Origin of the sequence: Enterococcus sp. 5H (assembly GCF_028128615.1) — a bacterium.
Lineage (GTDB): Bacteria > Bacillota > Bacilli > Lactobacillales > Enterococcaceae > Enterococcus_L.
Window position 1 is genome coordinate 71,970 of record NZ_AMDP01000022.1, and the last position, 20,582, is coordinate 92,551.

At 35.4% G+C, this 20,582-nt stretch carries 20 protein-coding genes and 1 pseudogene; all 21 read left to right on the forward strand.

The genetic code is table 11. The features are described 5' to 3' along the window. The first annotated feature begins 13 nt into the window (after positions 1–13). The 21 genes and pseudogenes from C240_RS09625 to C240_RS09725 all read left to right on the forward strand — a co-directional run bounded on the left by C240_RS09625 (position 14) and on the right by C240_RS09725 (position 20,577). On the forward strand, positions 14–1,357 hold the full coding sequence (locus C240_RS09625; RefSeq protein ID WP_271494727.1) for an ABC transporter permease: 1,344 nt from the start codon (positions 14–16) through the stop codon (positions 1,355–1,357). Beyond that, positions 1,354–2,043 (forward strand): ATP-binding cassette domain-containing protein, encoded by a 690-nt coding sequence (locus C240_RS09630; protein WP_271494730.1) that lies wholly within the window; start codon positions 1,354–1,356, stop codon positions 2,041–2,043. Before C240_RS09625 ends, C240_RS09630 begins: the two co-directional genes overlap by 4 nt. A 54-nt stretch (positions 2,044–2,097) precedes the next feature. After that, the gene (locus C240_RS09635) at positions 2,098–3,594 is read left to right on the forward strand and encodes an ABC transporter permease (RefSeq protein ID WP_271494733.1); all 1,497 of its coding nucleotides are present in this window, start codon (positions 2,098–2,100) and stop codon (positions 3,592–3,594) included. Between the two features lie 10 nt (positions 3,595–3,604). Beyond that, positions 3,605–4,279 carry an ABC transporter ATP-binding protein gene (locus C240_RS09640; protein ID WP_271494736.1) on the forward strand — a complete coding sequence of 225 codons (675 nt, stop codon included), beginning with the start codon at positions 3,605–3,607 and terminating at the stop codon, positions 4,277–4,279. Continuing rightward, entirely contained in the window at positions 4,272–5,699 is a 1,428-nt protein-coding gene (locus tag C240_RS09645) for a PASTA domain-containing protein (protein WP_271494741.1), read from the forward strand. Before C240_RS09640 ends, C240_RS09645 begins: the two co-directional genes overlap by 8 nt. 630 nt (positions 5,700–6,329) lie before the next feature. Further along, entirely contained in the window at positions 6,330–6,671 is a 342-nt protein-coding gene (locus C240_RS09650) for a type II toxin-antitoxin system PemK/MazF family toxin (RefSeq protein ID WP_271494744.1), read from the forward strand. Positions 6,672–6,838: 167 nt separating this feature from the next. Beyond that, positions 6,839–7,789, forward strand: coding sequence for a Gfo/Idh/MocA family protein (locus tag C240_RS09655; RefSeq protein ID WP_271494747.1), 951 nt, complete (start codon positions 6,839–6,841; stop codon positions 7,787–7,789). A gap of 525 nt (positions 7,790–8,314) precedes the next feature. Further along, positions 8,315–10,183, forward strand: a complete 1,869-nt coding sequence (locus C240_RS09660) for a BglG family transcription antiterminator (RefSeq protein WP_271494750.1) — start codon at positions 8,315–8,317, stop codon at positions 10,181–10,183. Between the two features lie 5 nt (positions 10,184–10,188). Beyond that, positions 10,189–10,527 (forward strand): PRD domain-containing protein, encoded by a 339-nt coding sequence (locus C240_RS09665; protein WP_271494753.1) that lies wholly within the window; start codon positions 10,189–10,191, stop codon positions 10,525–10,527. A 47-nt stretch (positions 10,528–10,574) separates the two neighbouring features. Continuing rightward, positions 10,575–10,928 (forward strand): glycine-rich SFCGS family protein, encoded by a 354-nt coding sequence (locus tag C240_RS09670; RefSeq protein WP_271494756.1) that lies wholly within the window; start codon positions 10,575–10,577, stop codon positions 10,926–10,928. A 29-nt stretch (positions 10,929–10,957) separates the two neighbouring features. After that, positions 10,958–11,332, forward strand: a complete 375-nt coding sequence (locus tag C240_RS09675) for a DUF4312 family protein (RefSeq protein ID WP_271494759.1) — start codon at positions 10,958–10,960, stop codon at positions 11,330–11,332. Next, on the forward strand, positions 11,333–12,115 hold the full coding sequence (locus C240_RS09680; protein WP_271494762.1) for a DUF4311 domain-containing protein: 783 nt from the start codon (positions 11,333–11,335) through the stop codon (positions 12,113–12,115). 59 nt (positions 12,116–12,174) lie between these two features. Then, a pseudogene (locus C240_RS09685) lies at positions 12,175–12,492 on the forward strand (DUF4310 family protein); the annotation flags it as partial. A gap of 122 nt (positions 12,493–12,614) precedes the next feature. Then, positions 12,615–13,931, forward strand: a complete 1,317-nt coding sequence (locus C240_RS09690; protein ID WP_271494765.1) for a PTS sugar transporter subunit IIC — start codon at positions 12,615–12,617, stop codon at positions 13,929–13,931. A 60-nt stretch (positions 13,932–13,991) separates the two neighbouring features. Next, positions 13,992–14,252 (forward strand): hypothetical protein, encoded by a 261-nt coding sequence (locus C240_RS09695; protein ID WP_271494768.1) that lies wholly within the window; start codon positions 13,992–13,994, stop codon positions 14,250–14,252. After that, the gene (locus tag C240_RS09700) at positions 14,249–15,337 is read left to right on the forward strand and encodes a DUF871 domain-containing protein (protein ID WP_271494771.1); all 1,089 of its coding nucleotides are present in this window, start codon (positions 14,249–14,251) and stop codon (positions 15,335–15,337) included. Before C240_RS09695 ends, C240_RS09700 begins: the two co-directional genes overlap by 4 nt. Before the next feature lie 8 nt (positions 15,338–15,345). After that, positions 15,346–16,455: an amidohydrolase/deacetylase family metallohydrolase gene (locus C240_RS09705; protein WP_271494774.1), complete on the forward strand. Its 1,110-nt coding sequence runs from the start codon at positions 15,346–15,348 to the stop codon at positions 16,453–16,455. Continuing rightward, the gene (locus C240_RS09710; protein ID WP_271494777.1) at positions 16,445–17,539 is read left to right on the forward strand and encodes a DgaE family pyridoxal phosphate-dependent ammonia lyase; all 1,095 of its coding nucleotides are present in this window, start codon (positions 16,445–16,447) and stop codon (positions 17,537–17,539) included. The genes C240_RS09705 and C240_RS09710 overlap by 11 nt, the downstream gene beginning before the upstream one ends. Before the next feature lie 44 nt (positions 17,540–17,583). Beyond that, on the forward strand, positions 17,584–18,324 hold the full coding sequence (dagF, locus tag C240_RS09715; RefSeq protein ID WP_271494780.1) for a 2-dehydro-3-deoxy-phosphogluconate aldolase: 741 nt from the start codon (positions 17,584–17,586) through the stop codon (positions 18,322–18,324). Between the two features lie 13 nt (positions 18,325–18,337). Further along, a complete protein-coding gene (locus tag C240_RS09720; protein WP_271494783.1) occupies positions 18,338–19,348 on the forward strand; it encodes a sugar kinase in 1,011 nt (336 codons plus the stop codon). Between the two features lie 218 nt (positions 19,349–19,566). After that, positions 19,567–20,577, forward strand: coding sequence for a hypothetical protein (locus C240_RS09725; protein ID WP_271494786.1), 1,011 nt, complete (start codon positions 19,567–19,569; stop codon positions 20,575–20,577). Positions 20,578–20,582: the final 5 nt, after the last annotated feature.

Below are 20,582 nucleotides of genomic sequence, written 5' to 3' on the forward strand. Positions count from 1 at the left end.
GGAGAACGAAAAGATGTTCGTCTTTAAACATGCATGCTTAAATCTTAGAAGACGTAAAGGAAGTTACTTGCTAATGGGGATCACTCTTCTTTTGCTTATTTGGGTGATGATGATGATGATTACCGTTTATAACTCAGCTAAGCAATTTACAGATGCCTATAGTAAGCAATTTAATTTAGTTGCAACAATTTTTAACACAGATTTAGATAATTCAATGCATGAAAAAAAACTAACAAAAGAACAATACCTCAAATTTGGTGAATCAAAATATGTGAAAGCCATGCAAATGGTTGCCAATCTACCGGTTATTTTTGATGAATTAACAACGGAAGGACAAAACTCTCAGAATGTGGCTATAACAGGAACTTATGCTTCACAACTTGATGCAATTCAAGCGACAGCGGTCTTAACAGGTCTTGATAATATGGATCTTGAGAAACAGTTAGATAAATCAAATCAAAAAATTATTGAAGGACAAGACACTCTGAAACTGAACGAATGTTTGATTAGCGTTGAAGTGGCACGAATAAATCAGCTTAAAATTGGTGATAAAATTGCTTTTACAGTGATTGGAGGAAATCAATCTGAAAAGCAAGAGCTGACAGTTGCAGGAATCTATCAACAGAAAAAAGAAGACGCGGTTAAACCAGCTTCTGGATTTTCAGCGACTCAGGAAAACCAAATTTTTACCACTATGGAAACCTTAACAGCAGGCAAAGACTTTGATAAATACGGCTATACAAGCACTTCATATGATTTAGAAAATAGTGCAACATTACAAAAGTTTGAAAAAGAATTACGTGAAAAAGGTTTGCCGGATGAGCTTCAAATTGCAACAAACGAAGATAACTTAAAACTGATGCTAAATCCAGTAAATGGGATAAGAATGATGACAGGAATTATTTTATTAGGTTTTCTATTCATTAGCAGTTTTAGTTTAATTTTTCTTTCAGTCAGAAGATTTAAGAAAATTACTCCAGAGATTACAGTGATGAGAAATATTGGGATTTCAAAAAAAGAACTAATGTTAAGCCATTTGATCGAATTAATCGTTGTTACTTTTATCGCTTGTAGCATAGCCTTCTTACTTACAAAGTTCACAGTACAGCCGTTTGCAGATTGGCAATTGAACAAACAAAATCAACTATCACCTGAAATTACGCAACTTATTAGTCTGCTAAATACCGCAAATGCTAAAGAGATTTCTACAATTCCAATGATAATAAATGTGACTATTGTGATAGAAACACTAGGTGTAGCTCTTTCATTTTTAATGATTATCTTGACAGTTGATGGGTACAAGCTTTTCAAATTTGAGTCTATTGAATTTATGTTAGAAAGGAACTTTGACGAATGACGATTCTTTCTCTAAAAAATGTCGTATATACAAATAAACGATCAGACATAACGATTTTAAATGATATAACTATCGAGTTTTTACCAGGAAAAATTTACGGTATTCTGGGCAAAAGTGGTGCAGGAAAAAGTACATTACTGGCACTATTGACAGGACTAGAAACAGTTACTAAGGGACAAATTTATTTTGAAGATCAGGATGTAACTACCATTGACCGTGATGCTTATCGACGAGAAGAAGTAGGAACTATCTTCCAGCGCTTCAATCTATTAACTAACGGAACTGTTTTGGATGCTTTACAGATGAGTGTAGGAAGAATCGATAAGCGCAGGAAAAATAAACAGTTTTTCTATAATTCTTTGAAAAAAGTCGGTTTAGATGAAAAGGTAGCGCATCAAAAAGTTAAAAAGCTATCTAATTCAAATCAACAAAGAATTTATTTAATTAATGCGTTGATAAATGATCCAAAAATTATTTTAATCGATGAACCTGCTGAAGCATTAAGTGAACTTTCTTTGGAAATGATTATGTGTTTTTTACGTATATACGCCAAAAATGAAAATAAGTGTATCATTATCAGCTCTCAAGTAAAAACAATTGCTGATGATGTGGATGAATTATGGGGTTTGAATGGTGGGAAACTATCATTTATCAAAGACAACGTGGGAAAACTAGTTAATTCATAACTAGAAACAGAAAGTTCTGGGAACTGTTTGTCTTTGACTAGGAAGGAAAAATTTATGAACTATTGGAATAGGGCTTTATGTAGTGTTACTAGAAGAAAAGGAAAATCAATTATTTTATTTGCAGTAATTTTTATTTTAGGGAATGTGATTGCTGGATCAATTGCTATTCAGCAATCGACAGATAATGTGGAGAAGAAAATCAAACATCAGCTAGGGGCAACGGTTAGCGTAGACATGGACTATGAAAAAATGATGAATGAAAGTTCAGACGGACAGCTATCAGCTCCTAGTGGATTAAAAATTGATGATATCCAAAAAATGGGCCAATCCCCTTATGTAAAAGAATTTGATTATAGTATTTCTGGATTTATCCAGATGAAGAAAGTAAAAGGGTACGAACTAGAACAAAAAGAAAACGCTTCAATGGGAGTGGCGATGCCAAACCATCTATCATTAAAAGGCAGCAACCTAGTTGAACCACTTGATTTTAAAGAGAAAAAAATGAAATTAGTCGATGGACGAACGTTTACCCAAGAAGAGATCGACAATGGTAAAGCAGTAGGGATTATTTCGAAAAAAGTAGCAGAAGCTAATGGCGTAAATGTAGGCGATCAACTAGTTTTGGATAGTGTAACAATGGACTATAAACAGGATGGTTCATCAGAAGAGTTATATACACAAGATCATCCGATTGAAATTATTGGTATTTTTGAACCTGTCACATTAGAAAAGAAAAAAGCTGACGAAAAAGACTCAAAAGATATGAATCAGCAAATGCTGGAAACTGAACAATTTAATACAGCTTATTTGCCAAATGGAGCGGTTGCGTCCATTAATAAAGCTGAATATGAGAAAGGTAAAATTGCCCTTCCGGATAAATACAAAAATAGCGATGGTACAGAAATGACAGAAGAGCAATTAAATCCTGTGACACCAACGTTTATTTTAAAATCACCAGAAGATGTTGATGCGTTCAAAGAAGAAACAAAAGCGATGGTTCCGGAATTTTACAAACTGAATGCCTCGACTGATGAATATGATCAAATAGGCGGGACTTTTAAAAAGATGTCACAAATTTCAGGTTATGTTGTTTTATTAGCTATCGGTGCAGCGTTATTAATCATTTCCTTAGTAGTTGTCCTGTTCTTGCGTGATCGTAAACACGAGTTGGGAATCTATCTTTCACTCGGTGAAACAAGAGCGAAAGTAATGCAGCAAATCATTGTTGAATTATTACTAATTAGTTTAATGGCAATGTGTCTATCGTTACTTACGGGAAATTTTTTAGGAAAAATGGTATCCGATTCATTAATTGCCAGTGATGCTTTTTCACAAGTTGATAGTGGAAATACTAGTGGCTTAATGACACTTGGTAGTGGAGCGAGCCTGTCAAATTTAACAATGGAAGATGTTTCAAGTGCTTATGAAGTCAAATTTTCGCTGAGTTATATTGTGACGTTCTTGATTGCAGGAATAAGTACAGTGTTGTTGTCTGCGATTTTACCTTTGACCTATGTCTTACGGTTAAATCCAAAGAAAATCATGATGTAGGAGAAAAAATATGACCATATTACAAACAAAAAACGTAAATTACTTTTATCAAGACGGTGACAAACGCCGAATGATTTTACATGACTTGTCCATAAATTTTGAAAAAGGACAGTTTTATACCATCCTAGGTCAATCAGGATCTGGGAAAACAACATTTCTTTCGCTAATTAGTGCATTAGACGAACCGAAGTCAGGAGAAGTTTTGTACAACGGAAAAAACATTAAAACGATTGGAATGGAAAAATACCGCCGAGACGATATCAGTATTATTTTCCAAAGCTACAATTTAGTTCCTTATCTTACTGGGTTAGAGAATGTATTAGTGGCCATGTCTATTACAGATAATGAGATGCCTAAGGATAGTCAGGCCGTAGCGTATAACTTGTTGGATTACATTGGTATTAATAAAATAAAAGCAGATCGACTGGTCGGTCAATTATCTGGTGGAGAACAACAACGGATAGCAATTGCACGAGCTTTAGCAACCAATGTTGATATTATTCTTGCTGATGAACCTACTGGCAATCTAGATGAAGGTATGGAACAAGAAATTGTCACTATTTTTAAAGACTTAGCTACAACTCATAATAAATGTGTGATTGTAGTAACCCATTCAAACGAAATAGCGAAACAATCCGATAAAACCTACTTTCTCAAGCAAGGTGAGTTGATGCTGCATGAGTGACTTTTTATCTAATTTTAATCAATCAAACTACGACGAAACAAAAGAAAAAAAATCAACCGACCATCAGCCGAAAGTAGGGGACGAAAAACAATCTAATCCTTCTAAGAATGAAACTTTTGGTCCAAAAAATCAAACCAATAATGACAATGCTACAAAAACACGCAGTAAACCTTTGGAAGACGGTACAGAATTTGATCCAACGTATCATCAGAAGAAAAAAAAGAAACAACTTCTTATTGGAATAGGAACATTAGTAGTGATTTGTTTATTGTATTTTATTTATTATCAGCAGACTCATGTAAAGCTACCTGATTTTAAGGGGAAAGATTTGGCAGAAGTACGTACTTGGACCACAGAAAATAAAGTAAAACTAAAGGTTGAGCAAGAATACAATTTAGATACAGAAGCTAATAAAATTATTGCTCAGAAAGAAAAGCAAAATAGTAAAATAAAAAAAGGTTCTGAATTGACTGTTACAGCGAGTTTAGGCCCAGATCCAGAAGAAAAATTAAAATTGCCTGATTTTATGTCTATGAAAAAAGACGAGGTAGAAAAATGGATCAAAGAGCATAAAGCTGAAAATGTTTCTATTATAGATGAGTATAGTGAGGCTACGCCTCAAGGAGAAGCCACTCGTTTTGAAATTGTAAATAAGGACGTTACTAAAGAAAGTTATAAACGCAAAGATAAAGCGAATATGTACTATTCTAAAGGGAAAGAAACCTTTGAAAAGAACATTGCTGTACCTGATTTTAAAAATAAAATGAAATCAGAAGTTGAAAGTTGGGCAAAAACGAATGAAATCAATGTAACTTATGAGGAAAGCAGCTCAGCAGATGTTCCAGCAGACAGCATTATTTCGCAAAGTATCGAGAAAGATCAAAAAATCGCTAAAAAAGATAGCTTAACTGTAACAGTTTCTTTAGGTAAAGGTTTTGTTGTTCCCAACTTTGCAGAATATACTGCAGAAGAAGCTAGTACAGCAGCAAATGGACTGGAAGTTCAAGCAAAAGCCATTTTTACAGAGAATATTCCGTATGGTCAGTTGATTTCACAAAGTGTGGCTGCAGGTACGGAATTGACCAATAAAGACGATTTGAAGATAAAAGTCTTTTATTCAGCGGGAAAACCTTATTTAAAAGATTTAAGAGGAAATACACTGGAAGGTGACTTGCCAAAGCAGTTTCATGATGAATTTCAGTCTAAAGGTGCAAACATCAAATATACTGTTCGTTACGTAGATTCAGCTGAACCTAAAGGAACGGTTGTAGGAATGAGCGCGTATAATTTATATGTTCCGTTGAATTATACGGTAGCTTTAGATGTTAGCTTAGGTAATCTAGAAGGTGCTTCTTCTTATACCCCTAAGCCGCAAGAGAATAATGCTGAAAAAGACAGCGAACCGCAAAGTTTACAGTAGTAATTTGTGTTTTGGAATTGGCAAGTAAAGGAGGTGTTTTGTCTCACTTATGTAAGAAGTAAAACAGTCTTGTTTCTGCCTCCACTAGCCAAATTAGAATATCACTAGCCTGAGATATAACTCAAAGAGTTATGTTTCAGGTTTTATTTTTTTGTTTGGTTTTTTCAAATCGTGAGTTTTTTTAGATGAGAATTTGATTAAAAAATATTGAGTAAACAGATTAGTTGTAAGAACGGCTGAATTATTTAATAATGAAGAGCTAATTTAAATTGATCTTTTAAGGAAAAATAAATCTATGGGTGGAAAAAATAATCATGCTTTAACCTTGTTATTTTAAACGTTTTTTTATTTATTTAAATAAGGTTTTATAATTATTTCGCATTATTTTAATTTGATAGATAAATAGAGAATCTTGTTTTCTAATAGAAATGAAGTTGAATTAATTCTAGTATATATAATAATTTTTTGTTTTCTAAAGGGGGAAAATAGCGTAGTTTTTCTCACGAAATTTTCTTTTTTGTAAAGATTATCAAAGTTTTATGGGTTGGGTATAAAATATTGAAAAATTTTTCTATAAAAGCATGATATAATTTACATAAGAAAATATTTTGTTAGGGGGGATAAAATAGAATGATAAAAAGGGGAGAAATATTTTATGCAAATCTCTCACCAGTTGTTGGTTCAGAGCAAGGCGGCATCAGACCTGTACTAATTATTCAAAATAATAAAGGAAACTTATTTAGTCCAACACTGATTGTTGCGCCGATTACTAGAAATATAAATAAGAAGATGCAGCCAACGCAAGTCATGGTTGATATACCGCATGACGATCGGCTAACACCATCTTTAATTTTACTAGAGCAGATTCGGACACTAGATAAAGAACGTATACTTCACAAAATCTGTCAGTTGCAAGAAGACGATATGATTAAAGTAAATCAAGCTTTAAAAGTAAGTGTAGGTATTCGTTAAATTAAGTAGTAATACATAAAGAAAGATATACATAAATACTCGTTAGTGATGATAGTTCAAATTACGTAAGAAATAAAGACTTTAATAATTAGTGCAAGCTGTAGTTACACGATTTTTTGTGTTTTTACTGTTTTATAGCTACACTAAACTTAAAGGAGTCGATAATAATGAATAAAATTCGATATGGCATTATTAGTACCGCTCAAATTGTGCCTAGATTTGTAGAAGGGGTCAACCAAAGTAGATATGGTGAAGTTACTGCAATTGCTTCTAGGACGATAAACAAAGCTGAAGAACTGGCTGAAACATTAGGTATTGCAAAAGCTTATGGCAACTATCAAGATTTATGTCAAGATGAAGAAATAGATATTGTCTATGTAGCGACATATAATAAAGGTCATTATGCTGCTGCTAAAATGGCATTACAGCATAACAAACATGTGTTAGTTGAAAAGCCGTTTACATTACAATCTGATCAGGCAAGAGAACTTTTTGAATTAGCTGAGGCACGGGGCTGTTTTTTAATGGAAGCACAAAAAGCTGTTTTTTTACCAATTAGTCTCCAAATAAAAAAAGCCATTCAGCAAAATAAAATTGGAAAGGTTCGTTGGCTGGAATCGATCACCGCATATCCCAGTGTGGAGCATATTAGTTGGTTTTACTCTATTGAAGCAGGCGGCGGTGCATTACATGGCTCAGGAAGTTATCCGATTCAGTATATGCAGTTTTTGTTGGATCAGCCGATTATAGATTTTAATGGTACAATGACCAGGACAAAAGCATCAACGGATGAACAATGTAATGTTGCCTTACAATTTGAGAATCAGGTTTTAGGGACTATTTTTATTTCGGTAAAACTAGATATTCCAAGTAAAATGATAATCTACGGAGAAAAGGGACGAATTGAAATTCCTTATTTTTGGAAAGCTCAACAAGCGACGCTCTATAATGAACAGGGGCAAAAAGAAGAACTGGTGGCAGAATTTGCAAGTGAGTTTGTTTTTGAAGTAGATCATGTGAATGAATGCATTCAACGAGGGCTAGTTGAAAGTCCCGTGATGACCAAAAGACTTACATTGTCCACCGTTCAGTTAGTAGAGCAAATGTATGCGCAATAGTTTCACTTTGAGAGTTTTTATTCAGAAGCATTTGCAAATGTAGAGTATCTATGTTAAAGTAGTCCTCATGCGACGAGTTGACCCAATCAGATAGCTTCGGCTATTCCGTTTTGACGGCTAGTGATTGATGAAACCACAGAGGCACATAGAGAAATCTACCTACCGGATTGTAGGCGTGTCGGATAAATATTTTTGTGGAGAAGATGTTATCTATTTATTTTTATAAATACTGTGAAAAAAGAAGACTTCGGTCTTCTTTTTTGTTTAGTAAAATCCGAGTAGGTGCAATTTGTATTTCCACAATAGCAACATAGAGTTGCACTAACAGGAACGAAAGAAAACGTGCAGCTACACTAAAAATGAGTAAAAAAACTTAATAAAATAACATCAAATGACATTTGAGTTTTTTAGAGAAAATAGGATACAATGAAAAGTTGCACTTACAATAGTGCAACTTTTTTGTGTTGTTATCCACTAAAAATCAAGCTATAGTTCAAATGTAAGGGAAAGAGAGTTGGTGAGTAGATGTCACTGCACTTATCAAAAAGAGAAATCAAAATTTTGTTATTACTTTTAGATTTAGAAAACAGCGTGACTACCAAAGAATTAGCAGAAACATTTCACGTTAGTGTGCGGACGATTAAATATGATATGGAGAATATTCGAGAGTGGTTTAAAGAGCAAAACGTTCAACTATACACACGGCGCAATAAAGGAATTTGGCTAGAAATACCAGATTCAGAACGATTAACGCTGAAGAATGAAATCATTGAAGTAGAACGTTTTGAAACCTATCCAGATCAAGAATTGCGGATTAATCAGTTAATATTCAAATTATTGTTGGCCCAACACTGCTTAACATCACAAGAATTAGCGGATGCGATTCAGGTCAGCAGAAATACAATTATCAGTGATCTAGATCGAGTAGAGGAATTAATTCAGGTCTATGGTTTAGCTTTAAATCGCCAAAGTAGGCAAGGTTTTTCTATCATTGGTGGAGAAAGCCAAATGCGTTTATTGATGGAGTACATTACGCAAAAAGAAATTACGGAATATGATATTTATCAAATTATGAGCTATTTTGTCCAGTCTGGTCAGCAGAAAAAGATGCAGGAAGTTCATGTAGGAGTAAATACGATTTTTCAAAAAATCTATCAAGTAGCGTTAAAAGAAATGGCAAATTTGTTAGATCCTTCGTTGTTTGACCAATTTAATTATTCAGAAATCTTATCGATTACATTACGTGTAGCCATTGCTGCTTCTAGAATGCAGCTTCATCATACCGTTGGTGCTTATAAAATGTTAACGAATCAAAAAGTCCTGCAGCAAACCCAAGAACTGCCCTTTTTATTGATGAAAAAGGTATTTGATTATTATGAGTTGCCGCTTTTAGCTGATGAATATTTATATGTATACAGCGATGTATTTGTAGCAAATAATCAGCAAGATATTGTTGGTTTAACAGAAGAGTTAATCAAGGATGTTTCTGAAGAAGTGAATTTTCCTTTTTATCGGGATCGTCAATTATTTACAAACCTTTTTGCTCATCTATCCTTACGATTAACAAAGAAACATTTATTTATCAATGAATATAATCCCTTTGTAGATGATATTAAGGCGAAATATCCACAATTATTTTCTGCTATTCAACAAGCAAGTCAAAATGATATTGAAGGATCAGCTTTACTGATTAACGATTCATTTATTGCTTATATCGCACTGCACTTTTTAGTAGCTTATGAAAAGAATCAACATGAGATCAATATTGTACGGATTGTTTATGTTTGTTCCACAGGTTTAGGTGTAACTAGTTTGATTGAGCAAAAAATTATGGAAGAAGTTGCAAATGTTGAAATTGCTGGTTTTGCTTCTGTTTTAAATGCTACTGAAGTAATTGAAACAAAAAATCCAGATTTAGTTTTAAGTATTTTTCCTATAGAAATTCTTAATCGACCGTTTGTCAAAGTCAATCCTTTACCAACAGAAGCAGATATTCATAGTATTCAAGAAGAAGTTAATAAAATATTAACACACACGAAAACGGGTAAGGTTCCTCGTTTAATTCCTAGACAGCAGATTAGAGAGAATCAAGGAATTGAAACAGAAAGTCGTGATATTTTAGTTCGAACGTATGTTATTTATGAGGAGTTATTGAAGACTTTTGATCAAAAACTAACACAAGAATATAAGGAAGCATTTTTACTCCATGTGATGTTGATGGTTCATCGAATTATATTTAATGGTCAGTACGAAAATGAAGGGAACATCGTCAAAGAAACGTTGTTAGCTCAGCAAGAATTGGTTGAACAAATTGAACGGATCTTTGCTGAAAATGATTTAATGGTTAATCAGGCAGAAATCACTGCTTTATTGAATTATATAAGAGAGGAGTAATGCACATGAAATTAAATGACGATGCTCAAAAGATAATCGATGAAAGTCCAAATAAAATCGAATTAGAAGCCTCCTTAGAGCAAATTAACAGCTTGTTGGTAGCTGAAAAAATACAACCGACAGAACTACAATGGACAATCTTAATCAATCATGTAAATGAAATGATTAAACGCTCCATCGCAAGAGAAGAAATGTCAGGTGTTGATCCGGAAATGTTTGCCGAAGTTTCCGAACAAGCGCTGGCAATCGCGGATAAAGTAGTTCAGCATATAGGTAATTTGCCGCAAGCTGAAATGTATGTTTTATCGATTCATTTTGAAGCAGCACGGCAAACTGAAATATAGAAAAACTGAAATATAATTTTGATTTTAAAATTAGGAGGAAAAAAATTATGGTAACAGTAGTAATTGCAGATCGTTTAGGTAAAGGGCAAAATGTAGCGAAAGGTGTGGAAGCAGCCGGTGGTAAAGCAGTAGTTGTACCGGGAATGGGTGCCGATATGCGTTTAGGTGATGTAATGCAGCAGGAAAATGCTGATTTAGGTATTTCATTTTGCGGCAGTGGTGGCGCAGGTGCGTTAACGGCAGCGACAAAATATGGCTATCCTGAACGTCATGGTATGCGCTCAATTGATGAAGGCATCACAGCGATTAACGATGGGAAAACAGTTTTAGGTTTTGGGTTTATGGATCAAGAAGAGTTAGGTAAACGAATTGTTGAAGCGTATCTTAAAAAGATTGGTTAATTACTAAACGAGATAAGGAGGAAGAACGGATGGAAAAAGTAACCATTAAAAAACGTCAGATCATTCAAGTAGAAGGTACTGGTAAAGAGAAAAATCAGGCGTTTGCCAATGCGCTGAATCAAATTCATAATCGTGTTTTAAAGGAAAAAAATGATGTCATTATTCGGATTGAACCATTAGATATTCAAGTTGTAAAAGCTGAACAAGAAACTTTTACTGAGCGTTTTTTATTTTTATTTTTGCCGCGAACTCGTACAGATTATCGAGTGCTGCTGGATGTTGAAGTAGAAATAACGTTGATTGAGATGGAGACAATCCAGTTTGTAGAAAAAAGAGTAACCGATCCAAATGGTCTTCCTCTACCGTTTGCTAAGAAAAAAAGAGAGTATAAGGAGGTACATTAGATGGATGTAGTAGTCGTTTTACTAAAATCATTATTGATTGGTGGTTTAGTTGGGTTTGCAGCAGGAGCTGGTGCTGCCAGAATGTTTCATGCACCCAGTACACAAGGGTTAGGAGCGTTTCGAACACTAGGAGAAATGAATGCTTGTGAAGGAGATGCGGCAAGTCATTTTTCATTTGGATTGGGCTTCTTCTTTAATGCTTGGGCATCTACAGTTGGCGCAGGAGCTTTTACACAAGATGTGGATCATCGGGTTATTCCAAACTGGGCAGCGGCGGCATTATTAGTAAAAAATAAAAATGTAGCTGAAACAATGCATAATCCGAAAAAAATGGGCATATCAGGAGCAGTTGTGGGAATGATTGTTGTAGCATTTTTAAATACTACAGCTTCAGCAATTCCAGAATCTTTACAAGTAACTGCGGTTGCGGTTTTGGTACCAGCTGCAAATTTGTTAATTAACACGGTTATGCCAGTGTTGTTCTGGTTAGCTGCAATTGATGCAGGTAAACGTTCTGGTTTATGGGGAACTATTTTTGGTGGTTTGGCTACGATGATTATGGGAAATGCTGTACCTGGTGTTGTTTTAGGGATTCTAATTGGTAAAGGCGTAGACGAAAGTGGCTGGAACAAAGTAACAAAAAGCATGATGGCTGCTATCATTTTATTATTTGTACTAAGTGGGTTTTTCCGCGGTTTTGATTTACAAATGATCGAAAGTTTCCGTCTGCAAATTCCAGGCTGGCTGCAAAATATGCATGATATTTTTAGTATAGGCAACTAATAATTAGAAGAAAGTAGGGAACCTTAATGGAAGAGACATTGAGTTTAGAGGAAAAAAAGAATTTTTGGCTTTCATTATTAACAGGAATGGTACTAGGGTTGGTTATTGGCGGAATCATCGTTGCGATTCGCAAATTTACAATTAATCAATCATCTTCTACATTTGGTGCAGATGTCATGATGGGTGCTGGTAATGCTTCCGGTCGGTTCTTAGGTCCACTGATTATTATTAGTGCATGTGGAGCTTCTGCTCCTATCGGGATTGGTTCAATTATCGGTTCAGTCATTTTTTACCTTTGGAAAAAGCCGATTGCTGGTGGTGCAATTCTAGGAGCAATGATCTTTGGTGCAATTTTCCCGGTGGATTTACCGAGTTAATGATGAGATAACTTGCACTTTTCTTTTGAAAACCGTTTACATTATAATGTTACCATGTTATTATGAATGGGAAATAATTCTATTCTATTTTTAACAAACATTTTTGAACGGAGGAAAAAGAAATGAACGGTTTTGTGCAGTGGATGGAAGTAAAATTGATGCCTGTTGCCAATAAGTTTGGATCGCAAAGACACATGACAGCAATCAGAAAGGGACTTATTGCAACAATGCCTTTAACGATTGTCGGAGCATTTTTTACAGTGTTTCAAAATATTCCGATCGATTCGTATACTAAATTTATTGAACCTTATCAGGCAGTTTTGGATATTCCATCTCGTTACACAATGGGATTGTTAGCTTTGTATGCAACCTTTGGGATTGCGGCATCATTGGCGAAAAGTTACAAACTAGATTCCTTAACATGTGGTATTTTAGCAGTTATGGCATTTTTAGTTACAGCTGCCCCGCCAACTAGAGTGTTTGAGGATGTACAAGATGTTATTGGAGCAGGTCGTTACATCAATTTAGCGAATTTAGGTTCAGCCTCACTTTTTGGTGCGATTGTTACAGCCTTGGTTTCGGTGGAAATCTATCGCTTCTTTATTCAAAGAGATATTACAATTAAAATGCCGGATGGTGTGCCGCCGGAAGTCTCTAATTCATTTATTGCACTAATTCCTGGCGCAGTGATTTTATTACTATTTTGGGTAATTCGCCATGTGATAGGTTTTGACTTAAATGGTTTCTTAAGTACGTTATTAATGCCGCTGAAAGATACCTTGGCAGGCAATAGCTTATTTGGTGGACTACTGACTGTTTTTCTAATTTGTTTCTTCTGGGTATTAGGGATTCACGGACCAGCGATTATGGGACCTGTGATCCGACCTTTCTGGGATATGTCAATTGCAGAAAATACGTTGGCTTTTTCAGAAGGAACCTCTGTTCACAATTTACCTAATATCTTTACAGAGCAATTTTTACAATGGTTTATTTGGATCGGCGGAGCTGGTACAACATTAGCCCTAGTTGTTTTAATGATGTTTTCCAAATCAAAATACTTGAAAAGTTTAGGACGTTTATCGTTCTTACCAGGTCTATTTAATATTAATGAACCAGTAATTTTTGGTACACCGATTGTTATGAACCCAATTTTAGGGATTCCATTTATCGTAGCACCATTAATTACCACAACATTTTCTTATTTCTTAACAGTGACCAACGTCATTCCAATGATGGCAGCGCGCTTGCCGTTTGCTATACCGGCGCCAATTGCTGCCTGGATGAGTACGAACTGGAGTGTTCCGGCTGCAATTCTTGTATGTGTCAATTTTGCGATTACTTTGGCGATCTACTACCCGTTCTTCAAAGTATATGAAAAACAACAATTAGACAAAGAAGCAGAAGAATTAGCACTGGAACAACAAGCAAAAGAAGCTTAAAATTAGAAAATGAAAGGGAGGGTAGCGGAAGTTGAACGACTATCCTCTTTGGTGTTTATAATGATTATCTGGTTTATTGTATTTTTTATTCTTAGTCAAGTTATTATTGAGCGAAATTGGCTGCCTGAACAAATCACGAATTTACGTTTAATGCACCTGTGTATTGCTTCAATTGGAGCAATTTTCATTGGGATTTTAGTGGGTTTATTAAGCGGCCAGCCAGTATTTGTTGTTGGCACGGTGACAATTTTGTGCAGTTCAATTATTTCATGGAAATATCGTAACAAATACGACCATTTTGAGCGGGGGAAAAGTAAATGAAACGAGCGTTAGGAGTATCAGTTTATCCAGATCATAGTGATGTAGAAAAAGACAAGGCATATCTTAAGAAAGCCAGTGAGTGCGGCTTTTCACGAATTTTCATGAGCATGCTAGAAGTTACTGAGGGAAAAGAAGTCGTAAAAGAAAAATTCAGTTCGTTGATTTCCTATGCAAAATCGTTAGGGTTTGAGACTATTTTAGATGTTGCACCAAATATTTTTGATGAACTGCAAATTTCGTATGATGACATGACGTTCTTTTATGAAACAGGAGCTGACGGGATTCGTTTGGATGTCGGTTTTGATGGCAATAAAGAAGCGAAATTAACATTCAATCCATTTGATTTGGCGATTGAGCTGAATATGAGTAATGATGTAGCATACTTAGACAATATTTTAACGTATGAAGCAAATGTACCGTTTCTGTACGGCTGCCATAATTTTTACCCACAAGAAGGAACTGCTTTGCCGTATGATTTTTTTGAACGTTGTAGTGTTCGTTTTAAAAAGCAAGGCATCCGGACTGCGGCTTTTATTAATTCACAAGAAGGAAAGCTTGGTCCTTGGGATATTAATGATGGATTGCCGACACTAGAGTTGCACCGTCATTTACCTGTAGAAGTACAAGCAAAACATCTTTTTGCAACTGGTTTAATTGATGATGTGATTATCGGAAATGCCTACGCGTCAGATGAAGAACTGGAGATTCTTGGCAATTTAAATCGTTATCAATTAGAATTAGCGGTTGAATTTGCTGACCAAGCAAGTGAAGTGGAAAAAACAATTGTTTTAAGTGAACAACATTTTCGCCGCGGTGATATCACGGATCAGGTGGTACGTTCAACAGAAGTTCGTAAAAAATACCAAAACGAAAAAAATCCGAGTCATGATAATACCCAAGAATTTCAAGTTGGCGATGTTGTGATCGGAAATGATGAATTTGGGAAATACAAAAATGAACTGCAAATTGTTTTACAGCCGCATCAGGATGAGCGGAAAAACAAAGTAGGTCAAATAACAGAGAAAGAATTGTTGTTGTTGGATTTTGTAAAACCCTGGACTAAATTTAGATTTAAAGAAAAGTAGGGGATAAAATGAGTTACGACTTAATTATCAAAAAGGGAAAAACCATTGACGGAAAGCCGATTGAACTAGCAATTAATGCTGGTAAAATTGTAAAAATAGCAGAAAATATCGACGCTGAAACCAAACAGCTAATCGAATTAGATGGTGAAACCTATGTGTCAGCTGGCTGGATTGACGATCATGTTCATTGTTTTGAAAAAATGACCTTATATTATGATTTTCCAGACGAAATTGGCGTGAAAAAAGGCGTAACGACAGTTATTGATGCTGGAACAACTGGCGCTGAAAATATTCATGAGTTTTATGATTTGGCAAAACAAGCAAAAACGAATGTCTATGCTTTAGTTAATATCTCTAAATGGGGGATTGTCGAGCAAGACGAGTTAGCTGATTTAAGCAAAGTTAAAGAAGAATTAGTCCATAAAGCGCTGACTGAACTACCTGATTTTGTCGTAGGAATCAAGGCACGAATGAGTAAAACAGTTATCGGAGATAATGGCATTACACCGTTAGAGATGGCAAAAAATATCCAAGCAAAAAATAATAATTTACCGTTAATGGTACACATCGGTTCTGCGCCACCAAAGTTAGATGAAATTTTAGCCCATATGTCACAAGGTGATATATTAACACATTGTTTTAATGGCAAACCTAATGGTATTTTGGATCAGGATACGAATAAAATTAAAGAATTTACTTGGTTAGCCTATGATAAAGGAATTGTTTTCGACATTGGTCATGGGACGGACAGCTTTAATTTTCATGTCGCCGAAACAGCGCTAAAAGAAGGAATGAAAGCTACTTCCGTTAGTACGGATATTTATATTCGCAATCGAGAAAATGGTCCTGTTTACGACTTAGCTACAACAATGGAAAAATTGCGTGTGGTTGGTTATGATTGGTCTGAAATTATTGAAAAAGTAACGGTTACACCAGCTGAAAGTTTCCATTTTACTGCAAAAGGTCAGTTAGCTGAAGGTTACGATGCGGATATCACACTATTCAAAATCGAAGCAGGTCAAAAAACATTAACTGATTCAAATGGATTTACGAGAGAAGCTACTGAATTAATTAAACCTGTAAAAACCATCATAGGAGGAACTGTCTATGACAATTAGTTATGAAAAATTCAATTTAAAAGAAGTCATTAATGCCTCAGGTAGAATGACTATTTTAGGAGTATCAAAAGTTTCTGAGAATGTTTTAGCTGCTCAAAAATTTGGTGGTGAGCATTTCTTTGAGATGAGCGAATTAAGCATACAAACAGGTGCATATTTGGCGAAACTTTTAAATGTTGAAGACGCTCAAGTTGTTTCTTCAGCTTCGGCTGGAATAGCTCAAAGTGTTGCAGCTTTAATCGGTGAAGGTTCAAGTTATCATGCTTATCATCCTTATACTGAGAAAATTGCGAGACGTGAAATTATTTTACCTAAAGGACACAATGTAGATTATGGCACGCCTGTTGAGGTAATGGTGGAACAAGGTGGTGGTCAGGTTGTCGAAGCTGGATACGCCAATATGTGTTCCCCGGAGCATATCGAAATGATGATTACAGAACAAACGGCGGCGATTCTTTATATTAAGAGTCATCATACCGTTCAAAAAAGTATGTTGAGTGTGGCTGAAGCAGCAACGGTTGCCAAAGCACATGATGTACCTTTAATTGTCGATGCAGCAGCGGAAGAAGACCTATTCAAGTATATTGAAGCTGGAGCTGATTTAGTTATTTATAGTGGGGCTAAAGCGATCGAAGGACCAAGCGCTGGTTTAGTTATCGGGAAAAAAGAATTTATCGAATGGGTTCGTCTTCAAGGTCAAGGAATCGGTCGTGCAATGAAAATTGGTAAAGACAATATCTTAGGCTTTACTCAAGCTGTAGAAGATTATATAAAAAACGGCAGTGAGACAGGTGATTCAATGAAAACTCGTCTAACACCTTTCATCGAAAGTGTAAACCAAATTCCTAACATTGAAGCGAAGGTTGTCCAAGATGGTGCGGGCAGAGATATTTATCGAGCGAGTATCAACATTTCAGGGGATAAATCTGCAAAAGACGTAATTAACGAATTAAAAGCAAAAAGCCCAGCTATTTATACAAGAGAATATCAAGCAAACAATGGCATCATTGAATTTGATATTCGTTCTGTCAATGAAACGGAAATGAAGAAAATTGTCACTCGTTTATCAGAAATTATGAAATAAAATAAAATCGACGTTGTGACTCACAACAAAGGAGAGTAAAAATTATGTCATTAACACCCAACTATTTAGAAAATCGTATTTGTTTAAATGTACTTGCTAACTCAGTAGAAAACGCAAAAGCTTGTTATGAAGCTGCAGAAGGACACGTTGTTTTAGGCGTTTTATCTAAAAACTATCCAACCGATGAATTAGCTATTGAAGATATGAAAAAATATGCCGCAGCAACAAATAATGCTTTATCTGTTGGTTTAGGTGCGGGGGATCCAAATCAAAGTCAAATGGTTTCAAGAATTTCAAAAGAATTACAACCACAGCATGTTAACCAAGTATTTACAGGAGTTGGAACTTCTCGTGCTTTATTAGGTCAAGAAGACACAATTATTAATGGTTTAGTATCACCAACAGGCAAAGTTGGGATTGTTAATATTGCGACGGGACCTTTAAGTTCACAAGCACCAGCTGGCGAAGTGAGTATTGAAACAGCTATCAAATTATTAAAAGATATGGGCGGCAGCTCGATCAAATATTTCCCAATGAAAGGGTTAGCTCATATTGAAGAATATAAAGCAGTGGCTGAAGCTTGTGCAAAATATGATTTTTATCTGGAGCCGACTGGCGGTATTGATTTAGAAAACTTTGAAGAAATCGTTCAAATTGCTGTCGATGCCGGTGTCAAGAAAATTATTCCACATGTATATAGTTCAATCATTGACTCTGAAACAGGTGACACAAGACCGGAAGACGTGAAAACATTGCTTGGTATGATGGAAAATACATTAAAATAGGCGGTTATAACTAATGAAAATTGCAGCGTTTGGTGAAATAATGATGCGTTTGACTCCGCCAGAATATCTGATGCTGGAACAAACGAAAGAGCTACGTATGGATTTTACAGGGACAGGAGTCAACATCTTAAGTAATCTGGCTCATTTTGGCTGTCAAACAAGTCTGATAACTAAAGTTCCAGATAATCGCTTAGGAGATGCAGCTAAAGCTAGCATGCGTCAACTAGGGATTCAAGATCACTGGATTCAAACAGCTGGAGATCATATTGGTTCTTATTTTGCTGAGATGGGTTTTGGTCCCAGACCCACGCAGGTGACGTATCAAAATCGCCGTAATAGCTCTTTTGGTATAAGCGGTAGGTCGGATTATTCGTTTGACTCAATAGTAGATGACAGTGATTTAGTTCATATTTGCGGGATTTCGTTAAGTTTAACTGAGCAAACACGATCTGCGGCCTTTGATTTAGCGCAAAAAGCTCATGAAAAAGGTAAAAAAGTTTGCTTTGATTTTAATTTTCGACCTAGTTTAAACGAAGCACATGACGTTACTTTTATGCGTGAACAATACCAAAAAATCTTACCTTATTGTGACTTAGTTTTTGGCAGTCAAAGAGATTTAACGGATTTATTAGGATTACCTCTCGATGAAACGCTAGCTGCTTCTAAACAGTTTGAGAGCATTGTGCGTCAGTTTATGACTGAATATCAAGTTGAATATTTTGCAGGTACGATGCGTCTAGCCGAAGGAGATAAACGTTATTTAGCAGGTTTTCTATTTGATAAGTCTAATTTTGTTCAAGCTGATCCAAGAGAAATTGTTAATTTAGATCGGATCGGTGCCGGTGATGGATATGCTGTGGGTGTTCTACTGGGCTATTGTGAAAATTGGTCATTAATGGAGACCGTTGAATTTGCAACAGCAAATGGTGTTTTGGCGCATACAATTCAGGGCGATGTACCGCTAACCACACGAAAACAAGTTAGACATGTTATGGAGCACCCAACAGTTGATTTGATTCGTTAAAATGAAAGATTAGGATGAAATAGTGTAAATCTCTTTATACTACTTTCGTTCTAGTCTTTTTTTCTTTATAATAGAAATGATACCGATCGCTTAAAATTAAGAAGAGAATCAAGCTAAACCATTTACGTGGCTGAGATAAATTGTTATGCTAAAGACGTTAACGCAATTATTTTATTCGTTATTTTTATGAAAAAGTCTGTTTACAGGAGGAGATCAACGTGACCGATGAAAATATTTGGAAAGCACTAGATAATGATGTTTTAAAAGATAGTATCCGCAAACGACCAAGTATGTACATTGGTGGAATTGGTCCTACTGGTTTAGAAAGTATGGTGCTACAAGTACTTGATAATTTATTGCAACTAGCAGTAGATATAACGCAGGCGGAACTTTCGATGGAGCTTACACAAGAACAAATTATTTTTTCATTTTTTAGCCGAAAAGGATTATTTTTAAATAAAAGACCAGAAGAACAATATACACCGCCGTACTTATTTCTTTCAGTTGTTAATGCATTGTCAGAACAACTAGGGTTTGGCGTAGAAAAATTAGGGAAACGAACAATTCAAATCTATCAACATGGTCAGTTAAACAAAAAAGCGCTGATTCCCTCTGAGGATGAAGGGCAAAGAATTGAAATGGCTTTTACACCCGATAAAACACTTTTTGGTGACAAGCAATTATCCTATTTTATCCTGTTTAATCGCTGCCAAGAATTAGCGATGCTAAACGGTGGTTTGACGATTTCACTAACTGATGGCAAAAAACAAAAAAATTACTTCCATTATGAACAAGGTCTTATAGAATATATTTTTCAAAAAGATGATAGCATTACCAGAGGCAGTGAGCCGCTAGTAATCAATACAGTCAGTGAAGGCGTCACGATCCAAGCAGTTATTTCAAAGAATGGCTCGACGAGTATTAAAGATAGTTTTGTGAACGGTCATTTGCCAGCAGATGGCGGAACTCACTTGGATGGCTTTATTCAAGGGACAGTTGATGCGATTAATCAATTTTTAGAAGAAACCAATCGCTTAAAATATCTAACTATTGAAAATTTTCCAGAGCGATTTGATGTGGTGTTATCTATTAAAGTCAAACGCCCTCGCTATACAGGTGCAATCAAAAAGAAAATCAGAAATCCTGAGCTATATAAAATTGTGAAAGAAGCAGTTTTTGATGAGGTTTCAATTTTCTTAAAACGCCATCCTGCTTGGTATTTAAATTAAGAAAA

Excerpts from the sequence above, each read along its gene's own strand:
- C240_RS09660 (WP_271494750.1), top strand. The coding sequence starts at position 8,315 with ATGTCACTGCACTTATCAAAAAGAGAAATCAAAATTTTGTTATTACTT.
- C240_RS09655 (WP_271494747.1), top strand. The coding sequence starts at position 6,839 with ATGAATAAAATTCGATATGGCATTATTAGTACCGCTCAAATTGTGCCT.
- C240_RS09670 (WP_271494756.1), top strand. The coding sequence starts at position 10,575 with ATGGTAACAGTAGTAATTGCAGATCGTTTAGGTAAAGGGCAAAATGTA.
- dagF (WP_271494780.1), top strand. The coding sequence starts at position 17,584 with ATGTCATTAACACCCAACTATTTAGAAAATCGTATTTGTTTAAATGTA.
- C240_RS09700 (WP_271494771.1), top strand. The coding sequence starts at position 14,249 with ATGAAACGAGCGTTAGGAGTATCAGTTTATCCAGATCATAGTGATGTA.
- C240_RS09720 (WP_271494783.1), top strand. The coding sequence starts at position 18,338 with ATGAAAATTGCAGCGTTTGGTGAAATAATGATGCGTTTGACTCCGCCA.
- C240_RS09695 (WP_271494768.1), top strand. The coding sequence starts at position 13,992 with ATGATTATCTGGTTTATTGTATTTTTTATTCTTAGTCAAGTTATTATT.
- C240_RS09690 (WP_271494765.1), top strand. The coding sequence starts at position 12,615 with ATGAACGGTTTTGTGCAGTGGATGGAAGTAAAATTGATGCCTGTTGCC.
- C240_RS09640 (WP_271494736.1), top strand. The coding sequence starts at position 3,605 with ATGACCATATTACAAACAAAAAACGTAAATTACTTTTATCAAGACGGT.
- C240_RS09680 (WP_271494762.1), top strand. The coding sequence starts at position 11,333 with ATGGATGTAGTAGTCGTTTTACTAAAATCATTATTGATTGGTGGTTTA.
- C240_RS09645 (WP_271494741.1), top strand. The coding sequence starts at position 4,272 with ATGAGTGACTTTTTATCTAATTTTAATCAATCAAACTACGACGAAACA.
- C240_RS09630 (WP_271494730.1), top strand. The coding sequence starts at position 1,354 with ATGACGATTCTTTCTCTAAAAAATGTCGTATATACAAATAAACGATCA.
- C240_RS09675 (WP_271494759.1), top strand. The coding sequence starts at position 10,958 with ATGGAAAAAGTAACCATTAAAAAACGTCAGATCATTCAAGTAGAAGGT.
- C240_RS09650 (WP_271494744.1), top strand. The coding sequence starts at position 6,330 with ATGATAAAAAGGGGAGAAATATTTTATGCAAATCTCTCACCAGTTGTT.
- C240_RS09710 (WP_271494777.1), top strand. The coding sequence starts at position 16,445 with ATGACAATTAGTTATGAAAAATTCAATTTAAAAGAAGTCATTAATGCC.
- C240_RS09665 (WP_271494753.1), top strand. The coding sequence starts at position 10,189 with ATGAAATTAAATGACGATGCTCAAAAGATAATCGATGAAAGTCCAAAT.
- C240_RS09625 (WP_271494727.1), top strand. The coding sequence starts at position 14 with ATGTTCGTCTTTAAACATGCATGCTTAAATCTTAGAAGACGTAAAGGA.
- C240_RS09635 (WP_271494733.1), top strand. The coding sequence starts at position 2,098 with ATGAACTATTGGAATAGGGCTTTATGTAGTGTTACTAGAAGAAAAGGA.
- C240_RS09705 (WP_271494774.1), top strand. The coding sequence starts at position 15,346 with ATGAGTTACGACTTAATTATCAAAAAGGGAAAAACCATTGACGGAAAG.